Origin of the sequence: Sporolactobacillus sp. Y61 (genome assembly GCF_040529185.1) — a bacterium.
GTDB lineage: Bacteria > Bacillota > Bacilli > Bacillales > Sporolactobacillaceae > Sporolactobacillus.
In genome coordinates, this window is sequence record NZ_CP159510.1 from 956878 (window position 1) to 975539 (window position 18662).

The 18662-nt window shown below is 50.6% G+C and carries 17 protein-coding genes and 1 pseudogene; 14 read left to right on the forward strand and 4 right to left on the reverse strand.

Features of this window, described 5'->3' with window-relative positions:
- Positions 1-228: 228 nt before the first annotated feature.
- Positions 229-1062 carry a biotin/lipoate A/B protein ligase family protein gene (locus ABNN70_RS04730; RefSeq protein ID WP_353948896.1) on the reverse strand — a complete coding sequence of 278 codons (834 nt, stop codon included), beginning with the start codon at positions 1060-1062 and terminating at the stop codon, positions 229-231.
- Between the two features lie 404 nt (positions 1063-1466).
- On the opposite strand from ABNN70_RS04730, the gene ABNN70_RS04735 reads away from it, so the two are divergent.
- From ABNN70_RS04735 to ABNN70_RS04770, 8 genes are all read left to right on the forward strand, one after another.
- Positions 1467-2426 (forward strand): ABC transporter permease, encoded by a 960-nt coding sequence (locus tag ABNN70_RS04735; protein WP_353948897.1) that lies wholly within the window; start codon positions 1467-1469, stop codon positions 2424-2426.
- Entirely contained in the window at positions 2419-3369 is a 951-nt protein-coding gene (locus tag ABNN70_RS04740) for an iron chelate uptake ABC transporter family permease subunit (protein WP_353949379.1), read from the forward strand. Before ABNN70_RS04735 ends, ABNN70_RS04740 begins: the two co-directional genes overlap by 8 nt.
- On the forward strand, positions 3362-4120 hold the full coding sequence (locus ABNN70_RS04745; protein ID WP_129928449.1) for an ATP-binding cassette domain-containing protein: 759 nt from the start codon (positions 3362-3364) through the stop codon (positions 4118-4120). Before ABNN70_RS04740 ends, ABNN70_RS04745 begins: the two co-directional genes overlap by 8 nt.
- 16 nt (positions 4121-4136) lie before the next feature.
- Complete coding sequence (locus tag ABNN70_RS04750) at positions 4137-5072, forward strand: siderophore ABC transporter substrate-binding protein (RefSeq protein ID WP_353948898.1); 936 nt, start codon at positions 4137-4139, stop codon at positions 5070-5072.
- Entirely contained in the window at positions 5069-5197 is a 129-nt protein-coding gene (locus tag ABNN70_RS04755) for a hypothetical protein (RefSeq protein ID WP_353948899.1), read from the forward strand. Before ABNN70_RS04750 ends, ABNN70_RS04755 begins: the two co-directional genes overlap by 4 nt.
- Before the next feature lie 65 nt (positions 5198-5262).
- Entirely contained in the window at positions 5263-5652 is a 390-nt protein-coding gene (locus tag ABNN70_RS04760) for a tautomerase family protein (protein WP_129928447.1), read from the forward strand.
- Between the two features lie 142 nt (positions 5653-5794).
- Positions 5795-6592 carry a GNAT family N-acetyltransferase gene (locus ABNN70_RS04765; RefSeq protein ID WP_353948900.1) on the forward strand — a complete coding sequence of 266 codons (798 nt, stop codon included), beginning with the start codon at positions 5795-5797 and terminating at the stop codon, positions 6590-6592.
- A 239-nt stretch (positions 6593-6831) separates the two neighbouring features.
- Positions 6832-8826 carry a beta-glucoside-specific PTS transporter subunit IIABC gene (locus tag ABNN70_RS04770; RefSeq protein WP_353948901.1) on the forward strand — a complete coding sequence of 665 codons (1995 nt, stop codon included), beginning with the start codon at positions 6832-6834 and terminating at the stop codon, positions 8824-8826.
- A gap of 174 nt (positions 8827-9000) precedes the next feature.
- Here the strand turns inward: ABNN70_RS04770 and ABNN70_RS04775 are convergent, their stop codons facing one another.
- The 3 genes and pseudogenes from ABNN70_RS04775 to ABNN70_RS04785 all read right to left on the reverse strand — a co-directional run bounded on the left by ABNN70_RS04775 (position 9001) and on the right by ABNN70_RS04785 (position 12136).
- On the reverse strand, positions 9001-9978 hold the full coding sequence (locus ABNN70_RS04775; RefSeq protein WP_353948902.1) for a bile acid:sodium symporter family protein: 978 nt from the start codon (positions 9976-9978) through the stop codon (positions 9001-9003).
- 128 nt (positions 9979-10106) lie between these two features.
- Positions 10107-11824, reverse strand: a pseudogene (gene ilvD, locus ABNN70_RS04780) (dihydroxy-acid dehydratase).
- A gap of 126 nt (positions 11825-11950) precedes the next feature.
- Positions 11951-12136: a hypothetical protein gene (locus tag ABNN70_RS04785; protein WP_353948903.1), complete on the reverse strand. Its 186-nt coding sequence runs from the start codon at positions 12134-12136 to the stop codon at positions 11951-11953.
- 466 nt (positions 12137-12602) lie between these two features.
- On the opposite strand from ABNN70_RS04785, the gene ABNN70_RS04790 reads away from it, so the two are divergent.
- From ABNN70_RS04790 to ABNN70_RS04815, 6 genes are all read left to right on the forward strand, one after another.
- Positions 12603-13766 (forward strand): 2-isopropylmalate synthase, encoded by a 1164-nt coding sequence (locus ABNN70_RS04790; protein WP_353948904.1) that lies wholly within the window; start codon positions 12603-12605, stop codon positions 13764-13766.
- A 20-nt stretch (positions 13767-13786) separates the two neighbouring features.
- Positions 13787-14890, forward strand: a complete 1104-nt coding sequence (leuB, locus tag ABNN70_RS04795) for a 3-isopropylmalate dehydrogenase (protein WP_353948905.1) — start codon at positions 13787-13789, stop codon at positions 14888-14890.
- Positions 14887-16296, forward strand: coding sequence for a 3-isopropylmalate dehydratase large subunit (leuC, locus tag ABNN70_RS04800; RefSeq protein WP_353948906.1), 1410 nt, complete (start codon positions 14887-14889; stop codon positions 16294-16296). The genes leuB and leuC overlap by 4 nt, the downstream gene beginning before the upstream one ends.
- Positions 16297-16311: 15 nt before the next feature.
- Entirely contained in the window at positions 16312-16893 is a 582-nt protein-coding gene (gene leuD / locus ABNN70_RS04805) for a 3-isopropylmalate dehydratase small subunit (protein ID WP_353948907.1), read from the forward strand.
- Positions 16894-17092: 199 nt separating this feature from the next.
- Positions 17093-17230, forward strand: coding sequence for a 4Fe-4S cluster-binding domain-containing protein (locus tag ABNN70_RS04810; protein ID WP_353949380.1), 138 nt, complete (start codon positions 17093-17095; stop codon positions 17228-17230).
- 677 nt (positions 17231-17907) lie between these two features.
- On the forward strand, positions 17908-18351 hold the full coding sequence (locus ABNN70_RS04815) for an OsmC family protein (protein WP_353948908.1): 444 nt from the start codon (positions 17908-17910) through the stop codon (positions 18349-18351).
- Positions 18352-18662: the final 311 nt, after the last annotated feature.

The following is an 18662-nucleotide window of genomic DNA, read 5'->3' on the forward strand; positions in this document are numbered from 1 at the left end:
GGGGCCCTTCCGGCAGGTCAGGTCGTTCATGACAGCAGATAAACCATTTTTCAGCAGAAATGCATCGCTTTATCGAGCTGATCCGGGTCAGCAGGCGCGCTGTTCTCGCTTGCCCGTGTCCGTTTTCGTCCTGATTATGTCAAACATTCCGAATCAGAGAATTCTGCAGGCCACTTTTTTCTGCTGCCTGAGAAGGTATAAAATATCTTCGGGGAAAAGTTTCCGAAACTATGACTGATGCGTTCCGAAAGCCCTTTCATTCCGCTGGATCATCCGTTCATAATATTTTCCAAACAGAAGACTTTCCGGCCCGGAAAGCGGTGCCATGATGACTTTCCCAAAGGTCTGCAGGGTATGCAGGATGGCGCCACTCAGCTGCGGGACGGTTAAAGCCTGTCCGCTGATTTCTTCAAGGGAGGCCATTGATTCAGGGACCACATTCGGATAGGTGAATTTTGTCTTTTCACCCTTCAGTCCTTTCCGGTAGAAGGACTGGATCAATCGCGCCCGGCTGGAACCGCTTTCAGTGATACACAGATAAATCTGCACGGCAATGCCGCGTTTGACCCGCCGCTGCGAAATGCCGGCAAATTTACGCCCATCCGTACTGAGATCATAACGGCCGGGGCAATAGGATTCTGAAATTTCCCCGGTCCTGAACGGAATGTGGAACGGGTGAAGGACTTTGCTGATAAAATCGACCATTGCCTGGAAGGTTTCATCAATCGTGAGCGGGTGCCTGTTTTCAGAGAAAATCAGTGATAAATTAAGTATGCCGCTGTCGAGAACCACAGCCAGCCCGCCCGAGTTTCTCGTGAGATAACGGTAGCCCGCCCGGCGCAGCACATCGAGTGCCTCGCTCAGATGAGGAAGGCGCGTATCCTGTGTACCCAGCATCACCGTGTTCTGATGAACCCAGAGGCGGGCAGTACAGGGAGAATTTCCCGAACCCACCGATTCGCACAGGGCATCATCCATGGCAAAGGACTGCCGTCCGTCAAACCCATCCCCAAGTGCCGACTGATCAATCACACGCCAGACTTTCTGATCAAGAAGAGACATACCTGACCACACCCTTCATCGTCCTTCTTTTATTATAACAGGTCTGCCCGGGTGAAAAGTGGTAATCGGTCCTCTGCATTGTATCGGCTGGAAAAAAGGTACAGTGGAAGCCGGTCACAATCTCCGGATCGGGCAGAGTGATAATTCAGCCGGATCCGCAGGGAATTCAGCCAGATCCCCTGATAATTCAGCCGGGTCCGCAGGGAATTCAGCCGATTTCCAAATTAATCAGCCAGAATTCGGGATAATTCAGCCAGCCCGTGAGCTCTGCCAGACCATCTGCTCATCAGGGGTTTCTATTATCATTTATCATATATTAGACAAAAATAATTGACATTAATTTTCAATTATTTTAAACTATAATTGACAAATGAGAATATTTATCATTTGGGAGAATGGACGATATGAGCCGAGTTTTATGGATTATTGTGACAGCTGTTCTGGCCATCGTCTCACTTTTTGTCGGTGTAGAAGATGTCCCGATTGACGATTTTCTGCATCTGACAAGTGAACAGAAAGATGTGCTGCTGATTTCACGCCTGCCGCGGACGATCAGCATCATCATTGCCGGCGCCGGCATGAGTCTTTGCGGTCTGATCATGCAGCAAATCACACATAACCGTTTTGTCTCTCCGACGACGGCAGGGACGATGGATGCGGCCAGACTGGGTGTTCTCGTTGCTTTAATTGTTTTTCCTGCTGCAGGTACGCTGAGTAAAATGCTGGTCGCGTTTGTCTTTGCTCTTGCAGGTACCTTTCTTTTTATTGCAATTCTGCAGCGGATACGGATCAAAGATCCAATTTTTATCCCGCTTGTCGGACTGATGTTTGGTAACATTCTCGGCAGTATCACGACCTTTTTTGCTTATAAAAATAATCTGGTTCAAAACATTGGTACGTGGCTGCAGGGCGATTTCTCTTCTATCCTGCGCGGAAGATATGAATTGCTGTATCTGTCCATCCCGCTGTTCATCATCGCCTGGCTGTATGCCGACCGGTTTACGGCGGCAGGGCTGGGTGAAAGCTTTGCAACGAATATTGGTTTAAACTACCGGGCAACCGTGACAGTCGGACTGTCCATCGCCGCTTTAATGACGGCGACGGTTCTGCTGACTGTCGGCGCCATCCCGTTTCTCGGGTTGATTGTGCCGAATATTGTCTCTATTTATGCCGGCGATCATCTGCGGCGGGTGATTCCACTGACCGTGCTTTTCGGTGCCTCCTTCGTTCTCATCTGCGATATTGCCGGACGGCTGATCATCTATCCCTATGAGATATCCATCAGTCTGATGGTCGGCATCATCGGCAGTATCCTGTTTATCTGCCTGCTGGTGAGGAGGCAAAAAGATGCACCGGATCAATAATAAATGGAAAATCACGATTCTGGCTGTTCTGGCTGCTCTGGCCTGCCTGCTGTTTCTTTTTTATCAGATTCGCGGGAGCTGGGCGTTTGTGCTGGAAGAGCGGAGCGTTAAGCTTGCCGCAATTGTCCTGACGGGCGCGGCGATTGCCATATCCACGGTTATTTTTCAGACCTTATCGCAAAACCGGATTCTGACCCCGGGGATTATGGGCCTTGACTCGCTGTATATGCTTTTTCAGACGATTATTATCTTTTTCGCCGGGTCAGGAAATGCTCTGATTGCCGACAAAAATATCAATTTTATGGCGTCGCTGCTCTTGATGATCGCCTTTTCCTTCGTTCTGTATGGTATTCTGTTTGCCCGGCAAGGTGTATCCATCTATTTTATCCTGCTGATCGGCATCGTGTTCGGCACACTGTTCCAGAGCGGGGCTTCATTTATGCAGATGCTGATTAACCCGAATGAGTTTCTGATCGTACAGGGGAAAATGTTCGCCAGTTTCAATGCAGTGAACGACAGCGTTCTGCTTCTGGCAGCTGTGGTCCTGGTGCTGTCTCTGATCTATCTTTCTTTTTTCTATAAATATCTCGACGTAATGATTCTCGGCCGTGATCAGGCCATTAATCTCGGTGTGCCTTATTACACTCTCGCACGCCATCTTCTGATTATCGTCTCGATGATGGTCTCCGTTGCGACTGCACTTGTCGGGCCGGTAACTTTTCTCGGCCTGCTGGTGGCCAATCTTGCCATGCAGCTCCTTGGAACATGGCGCCACAGCCAGCTGTTTGCGGCAAGTACGCTGATCAGTATTGCAGCGCTTGTCTTCGGCCAGTGGATAGTGGAGCGGATTCTGACTTTCAGTACGACACTCAGTGTGATGATCAATTTTATTGGCGGCATCTATTTTATCTATCTGCTCATGAAGGAGAGATCGCATGCTTGAAGTCAGACAAGTAACGAAAAAATATCATGACAAAGTGGTTCTTGACTCGATCAATCTGCAGCTGCCGCAGCGAAAAATCACCGCATTTATCGGGGCAAACGGCGCCGGGAAAAGCACCTTGCTCAGCATCATCAGCCGGCTGCTGAAAAAGGATGGCGGTAACGTCCTGATTGACCGGACAGATATCAGCAAATGGAAGAGCCGGGCCCTGTCACAGAAACTGGCCATCCTGCGTCAGAGCAATCATATCACGTCACGGCTTTCTGTTGAGGACCTGGTTTCGTTCGGACGCTTTCCGTACGCGCAGGGAAAACTCAGGAAAGAAGATCGCGAAGCGGTTGACCAGGCGCTGGATTATATGGGCCTTACGCCGCTCAGGAGCAGATACATCGACGCACTGTCAGGTGGCCAGCAGCAGCGGGCGTACATCGCCATGATTATCGCCCAGGACACCGAATACGTGCTGCTTGACGAACCGCTTAATAATCTTGATATGAAGCACTCTGTGCAAATGATGAAAACATTGAGGAGACTCGTCGATGATTTTGGCAAAACCATTGTCCTCGTCCTTCATGATATCAATTTTGCCTCCTGTTATGCGGACTACATGGTGGGTCTGCGCGGAGGGAAAATTGTCGCCCAGGGACCGGCCGCGGAAATCATGACGGAGAACACATTAAATCAGATTTATGACATGCCGCTGCACATCACTGAGATCAATCACTGCAGGTACTGCCTGTATTTCAAATGATGGAGGAGTTCGAAAGATGAAAAAAATCATAGCTGCTCTCGCTTCACTTCTACTTCTGCTGACGGTCAGCGCCTGTGGCACAGATGCCGGTGCCGGGAACACCGGTGAGCAGGAGACGATCAAGATTAAAGGTACAAACGGGACGGTTTCTGTTCCCAGACATCCGAAACGGATCGTTGTTCTTGATTATGGCGTACTGGACTCACTTGATAAACTGGGAGCATCCGGTCACATCGTCGGGCTCTCCCGACAGAATGTACCGGCCTATCTGAAGCAGTATGACAGCGATAAATATGCAAACCTGGGCAACCTGAAGGAAGTCGACCTGGAGAAAATCAACAGCCTCGAACCTGACCTGATCATCAGTTCGAACCGGCTGACCGATCTGAATGAGAAATTTGAGAAGATCGCCCCCACCCTTCAGCTGACCGTCGACGAAAAAAACTATCTCGATTCGTTTAAAGAAAATACCCTTGAACTGGCCAAAATAGTCGGAAAAACGTCTAAAGCAAAAGCAGAGATAAAAAAGATTGATCAGAAAATTGCCGATCTGAAAGCCAGAGTACCGGAAGATCAGAAGACGCTGACGATCATTGCCAATGAAGGAAAAGCATCCGCATTTGGTTCCGGATCGCGTTACGGATTGATTAATGATCTCTTTGGATTTACCTCTGTTGATTCACATATCGAAGCCTCACCCCACGGTCAGAGCATCTCGACAGAATACATCAGCAAAAAGAATCCGGATTACCTCTTCGTGGTTGACCGGAGTGCCGTGGTGACTCAGAAACCTTCTGCAAAGCAGGTCATTGAAAACGATCTGGTGAAACGGACCTCTGCCTATAAAAACAAACATATTGTTCTTCTGAACCCGGAAGTCTGGTATTTTTCAGGTGGCGGGATCGAATCGCTGAACATCATGATTGATGAAGTGGCGGGTGCAGTGAAGTGAAAAAATTACGGGAACAGGCGGCTGGGGATGCCCGGCCTTTTACTTTCGGAGCGCGTCCGGTGGCGCGGATGGATGCCACAAAACGGATCCGTACGCCTGCCGCATCCCGGTGGAAACAGGAATGATGATTCAAATACGGACCCCCTCCTGCATATGTTTAAGATAACAGTCAGGCAGGGGGGATGGTTCAATGCCATTATTACGTTTTGATCTCATTGAAGGACGCAGCAGGGAAGAAGTGAAACAGTTGCTGGATGCGGCGCACCGGGCGGTCATCCGGGCTTTTGACGTGCCGGCGCGCGATCGTTATCAGATCGTTCATCAGCATCCGGCCCATGAGCTGGTGATCGAGGATAGCGGCCTTGGCTTTTCCCGTTCGAAAGATCTGGTGATCATCAGCATCATCAGCCGGAGGAGAACCATTCACCAGAAAGAAACTCTTTTTCAGTATCTCGCTGAAGAGCTTGAGAAGCACTGCGGCATCCGGGCGGACGATTTGTTCATATCGATTGTTGAAAACGGTGTCAGTGACTGGAGCTTCGGACGCGGCGAAGCTCAGTTTCTGACAGGAAAGCTGTGATGGAATGGATGCACGGTCATCTGACGGAAAAATGAATTTGTCTGTGTCCTCTGTCATTCCCTTAAGCCCTGTTTTCGAATAAAATATAAAAAATATATTCTTTCTTGTATTCTTAAATAGACAGCAGGGAGGCAGACAGGAAATGATTCGGCGGCTCACGGAAAAAGACAGAGAAACAGTTTTAGCGTACGCAGGTAAACGCTCGGCAGAGAACCTGTTTATTATCGGGGACATCGGGGCGTTCGGTTTTAACAGTGATGTCGTGACGGTATGGGGTGATTTTGATCAGAATGGGGCACTGGCATCCATCATGCTCCGGTACCGTGAAAACTATATCCCGTATGCAGAAGATCCGGAGCGGCTGGACGGTGAAGCCTGGGGCAGGATCCTCCGGCAGGACAGCCGGATGAACATGGTCTCCGGTATCGAAGAATATGCTGCCGGAATTCTGCCGTTTGCAGGACGTTCGGTGAAAAGCAGGAAAGTCTGTTATTATGCCAGGCATCCTCTCGGCAGGCCGGTCAACCGGGAGCTTTCCGGCATGGAAGTGAAGATGCTGTTCCCTGAGGAGGCTGACCGGATCATTGCACTGCGTAGGGAGATCGCTGAATTCACCGGGACAGACGAGCGCCCCGAAGTGCTGCGTGAGAACATGGAAAAGGGCATTTCACGTACCTTTTATATTGAAAAAAATGATGAGCCGGTCAGTGCGGTGTCGACCACGGCTGAAACAGGACAGGCCGCGATGATTATCGGCGCCTGTACGCGAAAAGACTGGGAACACCGCGGCCTTGCAACAAAGTGTCTGACGAAACTGATCGGCGTCTTGCAGGCTGAGCACAAGGAACCCTGTCTTTTCTATACGAATCCCGCGGCCGGAAGGATTTACAAAAAGCTTGGTTTTATTGATATTGGAAAATGGATGATGGCCGGATTCTGACGGGTTCGGTCATCTTCTGCCTGACAGGGCGGTTTTTTTTTCACATGATATGAAATGAAATATCTTATAAAATGACACAAAAAGAAAATTTTATTCTTTAAAAAGCCTGCTTAGGGTACAATATGATCAGCATAAAAGCTTTTGTACGGGGATTTTAAGTATATTGTAAAAAAAATATTTGTATTTAATCGCTTACATGGTATAAAATATATTTGCAAACGTTTTAAGGGGGATGAATCATGAGCAAAGTAGATTACGCCCGGCTTGCGGATGATATTGTGGCCAATGTCGGGGGTAAAGATAATGTGACTTCTCTGGTTCACTGTGCGACACGGCTCAGGTTCAGACTGAAGGATCATGCTAAAGCAAATAAGGAAGCACTTGAAGAGTTACCGCTGGTCCTGTCGGCAGTGAGTGCCGGCGGTCAGTACCAGGTCGTCATCGGAGACAAGGTGGTTCCTGTATTTGATGCCATTATGGACAAGTACCATTTCAAGGCCAGTGACAGTGATACAGCAACAACCGCCGAAAGTGAAAACGGCTCTGGTTCGGATACACCGCAGAAGAAAGAAAGTCCGTTTGAAAAGTTTATTGCCGTTTTATCCGGCATTTTTACACCATTTATTTCTGTTCTGGCCGGTGCGGGCGTCATGAAGGGACTTGCCATTCTCATTTCTACCTTTCACTGGCTGCCCCTCAACTCGCCCATTTACATCATCATTAACACACTTGCCAGCGGGATTCTGACGCTGCTGCCTATTTTCATTGCTATCACGGCTGCAGATAAATTCAACACGAATCGCTATATTGCTGTTGCGCTCGCCTGCGCGATGATCTATCCGCTGACCGACCGGGCGATTCCGGAGGTGGCCCATCTCGGTAGTTATGCAGTTGAATTTAAAACCTATGGCGGGGCTGTCATCCCGACAATCCTTGCAATCTGGCTTGAAAGCTACGTCGAGCGCTGGTTTAAAAAACATCTTCCGGCGGTCACCCAGCTGGTCTTTGTCCCGTTTCTGACGTTGATCGTTGCCGGTCTTCTGACTTTCCTGATCATTGGACCGCTTGGTAACCTGCTCGGTCAGGGTCTGGCCAATGGTTACAGATTTCTGTATGACCTGAGCCCGGCGATTGCCGGCGGGATTCTCGGCGGGACCTGGCAGATCTTTGTCATCTTCGGTCTGCACTGGGGCATTCTGCCGCTGTCCATCGTGAATATTGATACCTATGGATTTGATACCCTGCTTGCCGTGATGTTCGTCACTGTTTATGCCCAGTTTGGTGCCGTTACCGGAGCGGCTTTCCGGGCGAAAAAAGCGAAAAACAAGGGTATCGCTTTTTCCGCGGCCGTCAGCGGGTTCTTCGGGATTACGGAACCGGCCATCTACGGGATCAACCTGAAGTATAAAAAAGCCTTTATTTTCGGCCTGATCGGCGGAGCAGTCGGCGGCGTGATTGTTGGCCTTACCGGAATCCGGGTCTTTCAGTATTCGCCAATTATGAATATCTTTGAGCTGCCGCTTTTCGTTGGTCCGAATTCCAGCATGTGGCTCGGTCTTCTGGCTGCTTGTGTAGCCTGGCTGGTTTCGTTTTTACTCACTGTTTTGTTTGGATTTAATGAAAGCAATTCAGAGAAGCTTTTTGCCGGAGTGACTTCCGGGAAAAAGAGCCTGACCGAGAAAAAATCGGCTGCTGTTGCCGCAAAGCTTGGCGACGCAGATCGTGAAGCAGCTGCTGCTGATACGGAAGGACCGTCTGTCGACACAACCGGATTGCAGCTTGCAGATACGGTTTACAGTCCTCTGGGCGGTCAGGCCGTTCCGCTCAAGCGTGTGAGCGATCCGGTATTCAGCTCTGAGGCGATGGGCAAGGGCGTCGGCATCATCCCGTCCGAGGGAAAAGTAGTCTCCCCGGTTGACGGAGAAGTGACCGTCGCCTATCCGACCGGCCATGCCTGGGGGATCAAATCGGATAACGGCGCTGAAGCCCTGATTCACATTGGTATTAATACCGTGAAGCTGAATGGCAAATATTTCGAGCCGAAAGTGAAGAACGGCACGAAAGTGCATAAAGGTGATCTTCTGGTCACTTTCGAACCCGATAAAATTAAAGAAGCCGGATATGATACCACAACGATGGTTATCATCACGAATACAAACACCTATGCCGCAGTGGCTCCGATATACGGGAACACGTCGGCCGGTGATGAATCGATCAAACTGTATAAAAAATAAAAGAAGCAAAAAAAAGCCGCGGCATGCATGCCGCGGCTTTTTTCAGTATAAAACAGAAAGTCAAGCGTCCATCGTCTGAGCCCAATTTTTCAGGCTGGCCCGGCAATCGATGCAGAAAAAAACAGCGTACCGGAAAAACCGATACGCAGAAATATGAGACCCTTAAAAGATGAATCAGTTTGCTGCAGTGGGTGTGGTGTGAACCGCCGATTTTTTCCCATCGGCGGTTTTCTTACCTGCCCACCAGGATGCAAGAAGCGAGCCGGACATGTTGTGCCAGACGCTGAACAGAGTTCCGGGTATGGCTGCAACCGGCGTGAAGAAAGCCATCGCCAGGGTGACGCCCAGAGCCGAGTTCTGCATGCCGACTTCGAATGTAATCGCACGGCTTTTCGCATGATTCATGCCGAGCAGCCGGCTGAACAGAAAGCCCAGACCAAACCCCAGCAGATTATGCAGGATAATAACCGGAATCAGAACAAGCGTGCCGACGGCAAAAAGTCGGGTGTTGTTGGCAGCGACGACACCGCCGGCAATCAGGATGATCGATACGGTTGACACCAGCGGCAGGGCTTGGGTGACCTGCTGAACTTTATTGCCGAAGAACGTATTGACCAGCACTCCGAGGACAATGGGAATGATAACGATTTCCACGACACTGAGGAACAGCGATGCAGCCGGGATGCTGACCCAGCGCCCGGCAAGCAGCCAGAGCAGAAGCGGCAGCATGACCGGTGCGATAAATGTTGAGACAGCGCCGATCGAAACGCCGAGCGCAACATCTCCTTTGGCCAGGTAGCACATGACATTGGATGCGGTACCGCTTGGACAGCAGCCGACGAGAATCACGCCGACCGCGACAGGACCCGGCAGTTGAAAAATGTAGCATAATCCGAATGCGACCAGCGGCATGATCAGGTAGTGGGCACAGACCCCGACGATGACATCTTTCGGCCGTTTGAAAACGGCGGCGAAGTCAGAACGTTTCAGAGTCATACCCATCCCGAACATAATGATACCCAGTAAATAAGAAACATAAGGGAGGACCCAGGTAATCAGCCCGGGCTGAAAATAACTGACAACAGCAGCAGCCAGAACAAACAAGGCAAAGTATCGTCCCAGAAAATGTCCGGCAGAAACAACCCATCTCAATGACTTCAATCCCTTCTGTTTGTGTATATCCCTTTTCTCTTTTGTGTATATCCTTTTTCTCTATTGATGAACTCTGAATATCGGCGGATAGCCGGTCAGTGAATCGGGTTCACGATATCCAAATGACCTCACTTAACAGGTTCAGCAGCTTCTTCCGCCTTTGTCCAGGCTTCCGGCAGCCGCATCACCCCGCCGGTATGTGCGGATGTGACAAGCGCGGCGTAACGGGCAAGATAGCCGGTCCGCACTTTCGGGACAAACGGTTTCACGTGCTTCCGGCGTTCAGCCAGTTCATCATCGGAAACAGCGAGCCGGATTGTACGGTTGACCAGATCAATGGTTACTGTATCGCCGTCATGAACGAGGGCAATCGGGCCGCCTGATGCCGCTTCAGGTGAGATATGACCGACAGATATCCCGCGGGTTGCACCGGAAAAGCGCCCATCCGTGATCAGGGCCACGTCTTTGCCCAGTCCGCGGCCGACAATCGATGAAGTCGGAGCAAGCATTTCCGGCATGCCCGGTCCGCCTTTTGGTCCTTCATATCTGATGACTACAACATGACCTTTTCGGACGGTATGATTGTCAATGGCTTTGACTGCCTCATCATGTGAATTGAAGCAGATCGCTTTGCCGGTAAATACTTTTACGGAAGGGTCGACCCCGCCGACTTTGATGACGGCGCCTTTTGGTGCCAGATTGCCGGACAATACAGAAAGCCCCCGGTTTTTCTGTAGGCATCTGAGAGCGGATGGATCACTTTCGGGTTTTTGATTTCAGCGTCTGCTGTATTTTCGCGGATCGTATGACCGGAGACCGTCAGCCTGTCGGGATGGATGACGCCGCCCATATCAACCAGTGTTTTGATAATGGCCGAGATGCCGCCGGCTTCGTGTACATCGTGCATCGAGAAGGCGGAGCTTGGAGCTATTTTCGCCAGATAAGGCACTTTTTCAGCAACCTGATTAATCCGGCTCAGATCATAATCAATGCCGGCTTCCGAGGCAACGGCGAGCATGTGGAGAACGGTGTTGGTCGAACCGCCCATAGCCATGTCAAGGGCAAAGGCGTCATCCAGCGCCTGGCGTGTGATGAGGTCGCGGGGCCGGACGTTGTTTTTCACCAGATCCATCAGCCTGAAAGCCGATTTTCTGACCAGATCGCGTCGCTCTTCGGAGGTGGCAAGCGCTGTCCCGTTACCGGGAAGCGCGACGCCAAGCATCTCCATCAGACTGTTCATTGAGTTCGCGGTAAACATGCCGGAACAGGACCCGCAGGACGGACAGGCTGAGGATTCAATGTCGAGAAATTTTTCTTTTGTGATCTGCCCTTCTTTAAAAGCGCCGAGTCCTTCAAATACGGATGACAGCGTCAGAGCCTTCCCATCGGCAGACAAGCCGGCCTTCATTGGTCCGCCGGAACAGAAGATGGCGGGGACATTGGTTCGCACGGAAGCCATCAGCATCCCCGGTGTGATCTTGTCACAGTTTGGCATGTAAAAGACGCCGTCAAACCAGTGGGCGTTGATCATCGTTTCTGCAGAATCGGCAATCAGCTCGCGGCTTGGCAGGGAATAGCGCATCCCGATGTGTCCCATGGCGATGCCGTCATCAACAGCAATGGTATTAAATTCAAACGGAATACCCCCCGCCTCACGGATGGCCTTTTTGGCGACGTCTGCCAGTTCACGCAGATGGACGTGCCCGGGGACAATATCGACGTAGGAATTGCACACGGCGATGAACGGTTTCTGCATATCTTCAGCATTTTTAACCACTCCGGTCGCGCGCAGCAGGCTGCGGGCCGGTGCTCTGTCTAATCCTTTCTTGATTTCGTCACTCCTCAATGATTCTTCATCCCTTCTGTTTTTTTTTTGAGGAAAAATAAGAGGCTCCTGTTCGTTGCGACGAACAGGAGCCTCTTTCCGGATCCCGTTCGATGCTAACCAGGACCCGAACAATCGTTTCATTTTTCAATGATTGCCAGGGCCCTGGGTAATAATCAAAATATTTAATTCGCGGTCATCGAACGGGAACAGCATCGGAATAACCTCTTTACTTAAAATTTTTAAAAAATTTTGTAACGTCAATATAACACCACTGAAATCACTTGTCAACGATGAATATTTTTTGGGGGCAATCGGTTTCTTTTCTTTCAATAAAGGGCCCGCAAGAAAAGCAGAAAAAGTCTGACAAAGGGGTTGACGGAATTTTCAATGCCTATTATTATTTAAGTCACAACGAAAAAAGGTCAGTCAATGGACCAATGAAAAAAACGATGACGGGGAATAAATCAGCGAGGCAGAAACGCCAAGAGAGCCGGCGGAAGGTGGAAAGCCGGCCGTTCTCCTGCTGATGAACTCACCTCCGAGCGTCTGTCTGAAAGACTTGAAGTAAGGCAGACCGGGTGTTCCAGACACTCGTTAAGAAAAAGACATCCGCTGTGATGTTGCTGAGCCGGTATTTTGAAAAAAATACCGGAAGCTGGGTGGTACCGTGAAAAGAAGCCTTTTCGCCCCTGCATGACCGGTTGGATCCGGTCCGGGGTGAAGGGCTTTTTTTTATATATAAATTACAGAAAGAGACCTTGCGAAAACAAATCAGAATCAGAGAGGAGTACGAAAAATGGAAAAGGTTGAAATTTACGACACGACGCTCCGTGACGGGGAACAGTCACCGGGCTGCAGTCTGACACACGATGAAAAAATGCGGGTGGCAAAACAGCTGGAACGGCTCGGTGTCGATGTGATTGAAGCCGGGTTCCCTGCTTCATCTCCGGACGATTTCAAAGCCGTTCAGGCGATTGCAGGTGCTGCCAGGCACAGTACGGTAACGGGCCTCGCCCGATGCGTCAGGCGGGATATTGATGCATGCCGGGAAGCACTGAAAAACACAGAGAACCCGCGCATTCATGTATTTATCGCGACGTCTCCGGTTCATATGGCCAGTAAACTGAAAAAGAAGCCGGAAGAAGTGATTGACATGGCTGTTGAATCGGTGAAATACGCCGGCCGCTTTTTCCCGCAGATTGAATTCTCGGCGGAGGACGCCTCCCGGAGTGATCCGGCCTTTCTCGCAAAAGTGGTGGACGCGGCAATCCGCGCCGGTGCGACGGTGATTAATCTGCCGGATACGGTGGGCTACGCCACACCTGAGGAATTCGGCGGGATGTTCCGGTATATCAGAGATCATGTTTCAGCAAGCGACCGAGTGCGCTTCTCCTGCCACTGCCATAACGATCTTGGCATGGCGACGGCAAATACGCTGGCAGCGGTAGAAGCCGGTGCCCGTCAGGTGGAATGTACGGTGAATGGTGTAGGTGAGCGCGCGGGCAATGTAGCTCTGGAAGAAGTCGGTGTCGCTCTTCATGTACGCAGGGATGTGTTCCATACAGATACCCGACTGAATCTGAAAGAAATCACGCGGACGAGCCGTCTGGTCAGTAAGCTGATGCACAGTCCGGTGCAGGCAAATAAGGCGATTGTCGGCGCCAATGCCTTCGCCCATGAAGCCGGCATCCATCAGGACGGGGTACTGAAAAATCCGAAAACCTATGAGATTATGTCACCCTCAATGATTGGTCTCGACCGGACGCGGCTTGTTCTTGGCAAACATTCGGGCCGGCATGCGCTTGTGGAAAAGGCGGAGGAGCTTGGCATTCACATTCCGGCGGAACAGGTCAACACCTGCTTCAAAGCATTTAAGGAACTGGCGGACAGGAAGAAAACCGTATCGGATACCGATCTCATAGACCTGTTCCGGGGCGGACGTTCGACCGCTTCCATGTGAGTATCGAAAGGAGTATGAACATGACAAAAACCATTACCGTTCTGCCCGGTGACGGGATCGGTCCGGAAGTCACGGACGCGGCAGTCCGGGTGCTGAAACACATTTTTGATCACAGCAGGACCGACGTGCGTTTTGTGGAAAAGCGGATTGGCGGCGCAGCGATTGAGGCCGACGGGACCCCGCTGCCGCAGGAAACCATCGCGCAGTGCCGGAAGAGCAATGCCGTCCTGCTTGGCGCGGTCGGCGGACCGAAATGGGCCGGCATGGCAGCGAAAATGCGCCCGGAACAGGGCCTGCTCGGCATCCGCAAGGCACTGGGGCTGTTTGCCAATATCCGGCCGGCCAGAACCTTTGCTCCGCTGATTGATGCATCCCCTTTGAAAGCTTCCCGTGTCGCCGGCGTGGATTTTGTGATTGTCCGCGAACTGACGGGCGGATTGTATTTCGGAAAACCCAGCGAACGCCGCGGCCCAAACCATGAACAGGTGGTTGATACATTGGCCTACAGTGCAGATGAGATCGAACGGGTGGTCGAAACAGCGTTTCAGATGGCGGAAAAAAGGCGAAGGAAACTGACTTCGGTCGATAAGGCGAATGTCCTCGAATCTAGCCGGATGTGGCGGGAAATCGTCAATCGGGTCGCAAAGAGGCATCCGGATGTCGCCGTCACCCATGCCCTTGTCGACTCCACAGCGATGCAGCTGATTGCCTGTCCCGCACAGTTTGATGTCATCGTTACGGAGAACATGTTCGGCGACATTTTAAGTGATGAAGCTTCGATGATTACCGGTTCGCTGGGCATGCTGCCGTCGGCGAGCCTGCGTACGGATCAGCTCGGACTCTATGAACCGGTTCATGGATCGGCTCCGGACATCGCCGGGCGCGGGGTGGCGAACCCGCTCGCAACTATCTTGTCAGCCGCTTTCCTGCTGCGGTACTCACTGGACAGGGCGCATGAAGCCGGTCAGATTGAACGCGCGGTGGATACCGTACTGGCACGCGGTTATCATACACCGGATCTGAAAATCAGCGGTGAGGCGCTTGATACTGCGGGGATGACGGATCAGGTCATCACCGCGCTGGATGAGGCATTCACGAAAGAGAAGGGGGAAATGGAAGCATGAGGTCGCAAACGCTTGCCACGAAAATCTGGGAAAAACATCTGGTCTACAGAGAGGAAGGAGCACCTGATCTGCTGTATATCGACCTTCATCTGCTGCACGAGGTCACCTCGCCTCAGGCCTTTGAAGGATTACGGATCAATCACCGGGTCCCGCGACGTCCGGAACTGACTTTTGCTACCGTCGACCATAACGTGCCGACGACCGGCAACCGGGAAACAAAAGACCCGTTCTCAGGCGCGCAGATCCGCACGCTTGAGAAAAACTGCCGCGATTTCGGCATTAAGCTGGCGGACATTCACAGTCCAAATCAGGGGATTGTCCATGTCATCGGTCCGCAGCTTGGACTGACTCAGCCGGGAAAAACGATTGTCTGCGGTGACAGCCACACCTCGACACATGGCGCTTTTGGTGCCCTTGCTTTTGGCATTGGAACGAGCGAAGTGGAGCATGTGCTTGCCACACAGACGATCTGGCAGAGTCGCCCGAAAACCATGCAGATCAAAGTCAATGGCCGGCTGGGAATCGGCGCCGGCGCGAAGGATCTGATTCTGGCTATTATCGCAAAGTATGGTATCGCTGTTGGGACCGGCTACATTGTAGAATATACCGGTGAAGCGATTCACCAGCTGTCTATGGAAGAGCGGATGACCGTCTGCAACATGTCGATCGAAGCCGGGGCACGTGCCGGTCTGATCAGCCCCGATCAGACCACCGTCGATTATCTGCGGAACCGGCCTTTTGTACCGAAAGGGGAAGCCTTTGAAAAAGCAGCGAAGGACTGGCTTGCGCTGGCGACGGATGAAGGCGCGGAATATGACAGGACCATAGAAATTGATGCAGGCAAAATCAGGCCACAGGTTACCTGGGGAACCAATCCGTCAATGGGGGCTTCGATTGATGATGTCGTGCCTGATCCGGCATCATTTACTACGGAAGAAAAAAGGGATGCCGCCAGGAGGGCGCTTTCCTACATGGGCCTTCAGCCGGGCACGCCGATCCGGGATATTCCGATTGATGTCGTTTTTATCGGTTCGTGCACCAACTCCCGTTTCAGCGATCTTCGCCAGGCGGCGGAGGTGGTGCGCGGGCATCACGTGCATCAGGGCGTGCGTGCGCTTGTCGTTCCCGGATCTCAGGAAATCAAGAAGCAGGCCGAAGAGGCGGGACTGGATCAGATCTTTATTGACGCAGGATTCGAGTGGCGCCAGTCCGGATGCAGCATGTGCCTGGCGATGAACGACGATGTGGTTCCGGCGGGGAAGCGCTGTGCGTCAACATCGAACCGGAACTTTGAAGGACGTCAGGGTGCCGGATCGCGGACCCACTTGGTCAGCCCGGCCATGGCCGCAGCGGCAGCGATTGCCGGTCATTTTGCCGATGTCCGGGAATTTGCAGGAGTCAGATAACGGGAGGAGAAAATAATGGAACCATTTCAGACTTTTGAAGGGCTCGTCTGTCCGATGGACCGTCCGAATGTCGATACCGATCAGATTATTCCAAAGCAATTTCTGAAACGGGTGGAGCGCCAGGGCTTTGGCAAGTTTCTGTTTTACAACTGGCGTTTTGATAAAGAGGGACGGAAAAATCCTGATTTTATCCTGAATCAGCCGAAATACGCCGACACGTCAATCCTCGTTGCCCGCGACAATTTTGGCTGCGGCTCGTCACGGGAACATGCGCCGTGGGCTTTACAGGATTACGGTTTTAAAGTGATTATCGCGCCGAGTTTTGCCGATATCTTTTACAACAACTGTCAGAAGAACGGAATCCTTGCTGTGACCCTGGCGCCCGATCTGGTCGACCGGCTGATTAAAGCCGCTGAGCAGCGCACATTATTCTTGACTGTGAATCTCGGGCAGCAGTCGATCACGGGCGGCGACTTTGCCGTGAACTTCAGCATAGATCCTTACCAGAAGGAGATGCTGCTCAAAGGAATGGACGAGATCGCTGTCACTTTGACACACGAAGACGCGATTGCTGCTTATGAAAAAAAAGTCATATGATGATTTAGAAGGAAAAGGCCGGCGGTCCAGGGATCGCCGGCCTTTTTTTCGGGAGGGATTCATTTCCTTTTCGGGACCGAAACATTTGGACAATGGGCTCTGGAGGAAGAAGCCGCGAAAAGTTCGTCCGATCGGAAGGCGGCCGCTCAGATTGAACAATTCCCCCGGCTATCGGTGAAACCCTCTCCTGCTGGATCATATTGATGTCCTGGTTGACGGTCCTTTTGAATTAGACAAACGAAATTTGAAACTGAAACTTCGCGGATCGGAAAACCAGCGGGTCATTAACATGAAAAAAACCATACAGGCAGACAAAATAGTTCTACAGTTACATTAAACTTGTCTGGCGTAAGGAGGCTTTTTTTGACTTTAAGAAAGTACAAAACGATTGAGAAAGGGCTCAGAAAAACCAGGCCTTCGGCAGCGTCTGTTGCCGGCCAGTAATTTTTTCTTTATATCAGCGATAGATCGTCCGGGCAGGTTTAATGAGCAAATGTAAGGTGCACCATTAAAAAAATATAACCGCTATAATATGTGAAAAATTTAACATGCAAATTGACTATTTAGTGTTATAACCAATATGTAAGCGCATACAAATACATGGAGGCGAAGCAAATGTAAGGGTCTTTGTTTCAACCGATAAAAATAGGTAAAGTGGAAGTGAATGGCTCCGATGGGCGCATTTGGTTTGGTGGACAATGAAGGATGTTACAGCCAGCGGCAATAGATTACTATGTTGAACGGGTGAAAGGCGGAACGGGTTTAATTATTACGAGTATCACCAAAGTTTGGAGATGTTCACCAATGGGTGCGGGCTTGATTCTCAAGGGTTGCCCCTCAACCTCACAACTTCAAGGAGATACCCTAAAATGTTGTTAGTTATAACAACATTTCATTGCTGGTACAACGCTACCCGCAATCACTTGATTCCCCAGTCAGTAATACATGAGTAACAATATGTTTTTAGTGTTTTATAATAATCATTAATCTATGAGAAAGGAAGTATCCGTTCTTATGGTACTGAAAACTTTCAAAGCTACAGTTAATCGAAAGAATGGTTTAGCTGTAGAAGCTGTCACGAGAAATTTCAAAATTAATATTGATGAGCCAAAAGAACTCGGAGGAACAAATACGGGTATGAATCCCGTTGAACTTCTGTTGAACAGTTTAGGAGCATGCCAGGCCATAGCACTTACGACATTCGCAAAAAAATATGGCGTCCATCTTGAACATATTCGAGTAGAACTGGAAGGGGATCTTGATACAGAAGGGTTCCTGGGCAAGGCTGATGTCAGGCCCGGCTTTCAGGACATCCGGCTTAAACTATACCTTAAGACAGATACCGCAGAGGATAAGGTCAACAAATTGATTGATTACGTCCAAAGTCATTGCCCTGTTGCTGACAGTATTGGACGTAGTGTAAAAATAGAACCCCCCAAAATAGCAGTCGAAAAATGAAAAAGCAATGAAGATCACTGATAGAAAGTCATTGCGACAGCCCGGCATATTGGATGAAACATAGTTTACAGATTTTTCCTCAAAATACGGAAGGTAGCAGGGAAGTGTGAGGTGAAGGTCCGGCGGCCTTCACCTCGCACTTAAATTTTCCGGGTTTTTAAAGCGGTTCGCAAACTGTCCAAGGAAAGGAAGGACCCCGGCGGATCAGTAGAATGAAAACCACCCTTCTTTAAAGAGATCGAACACGTTTTATTTCACGCCTTATATCAGACGTTCCACATTCAGGATTCACAGCGGCCCAGTCCATGATA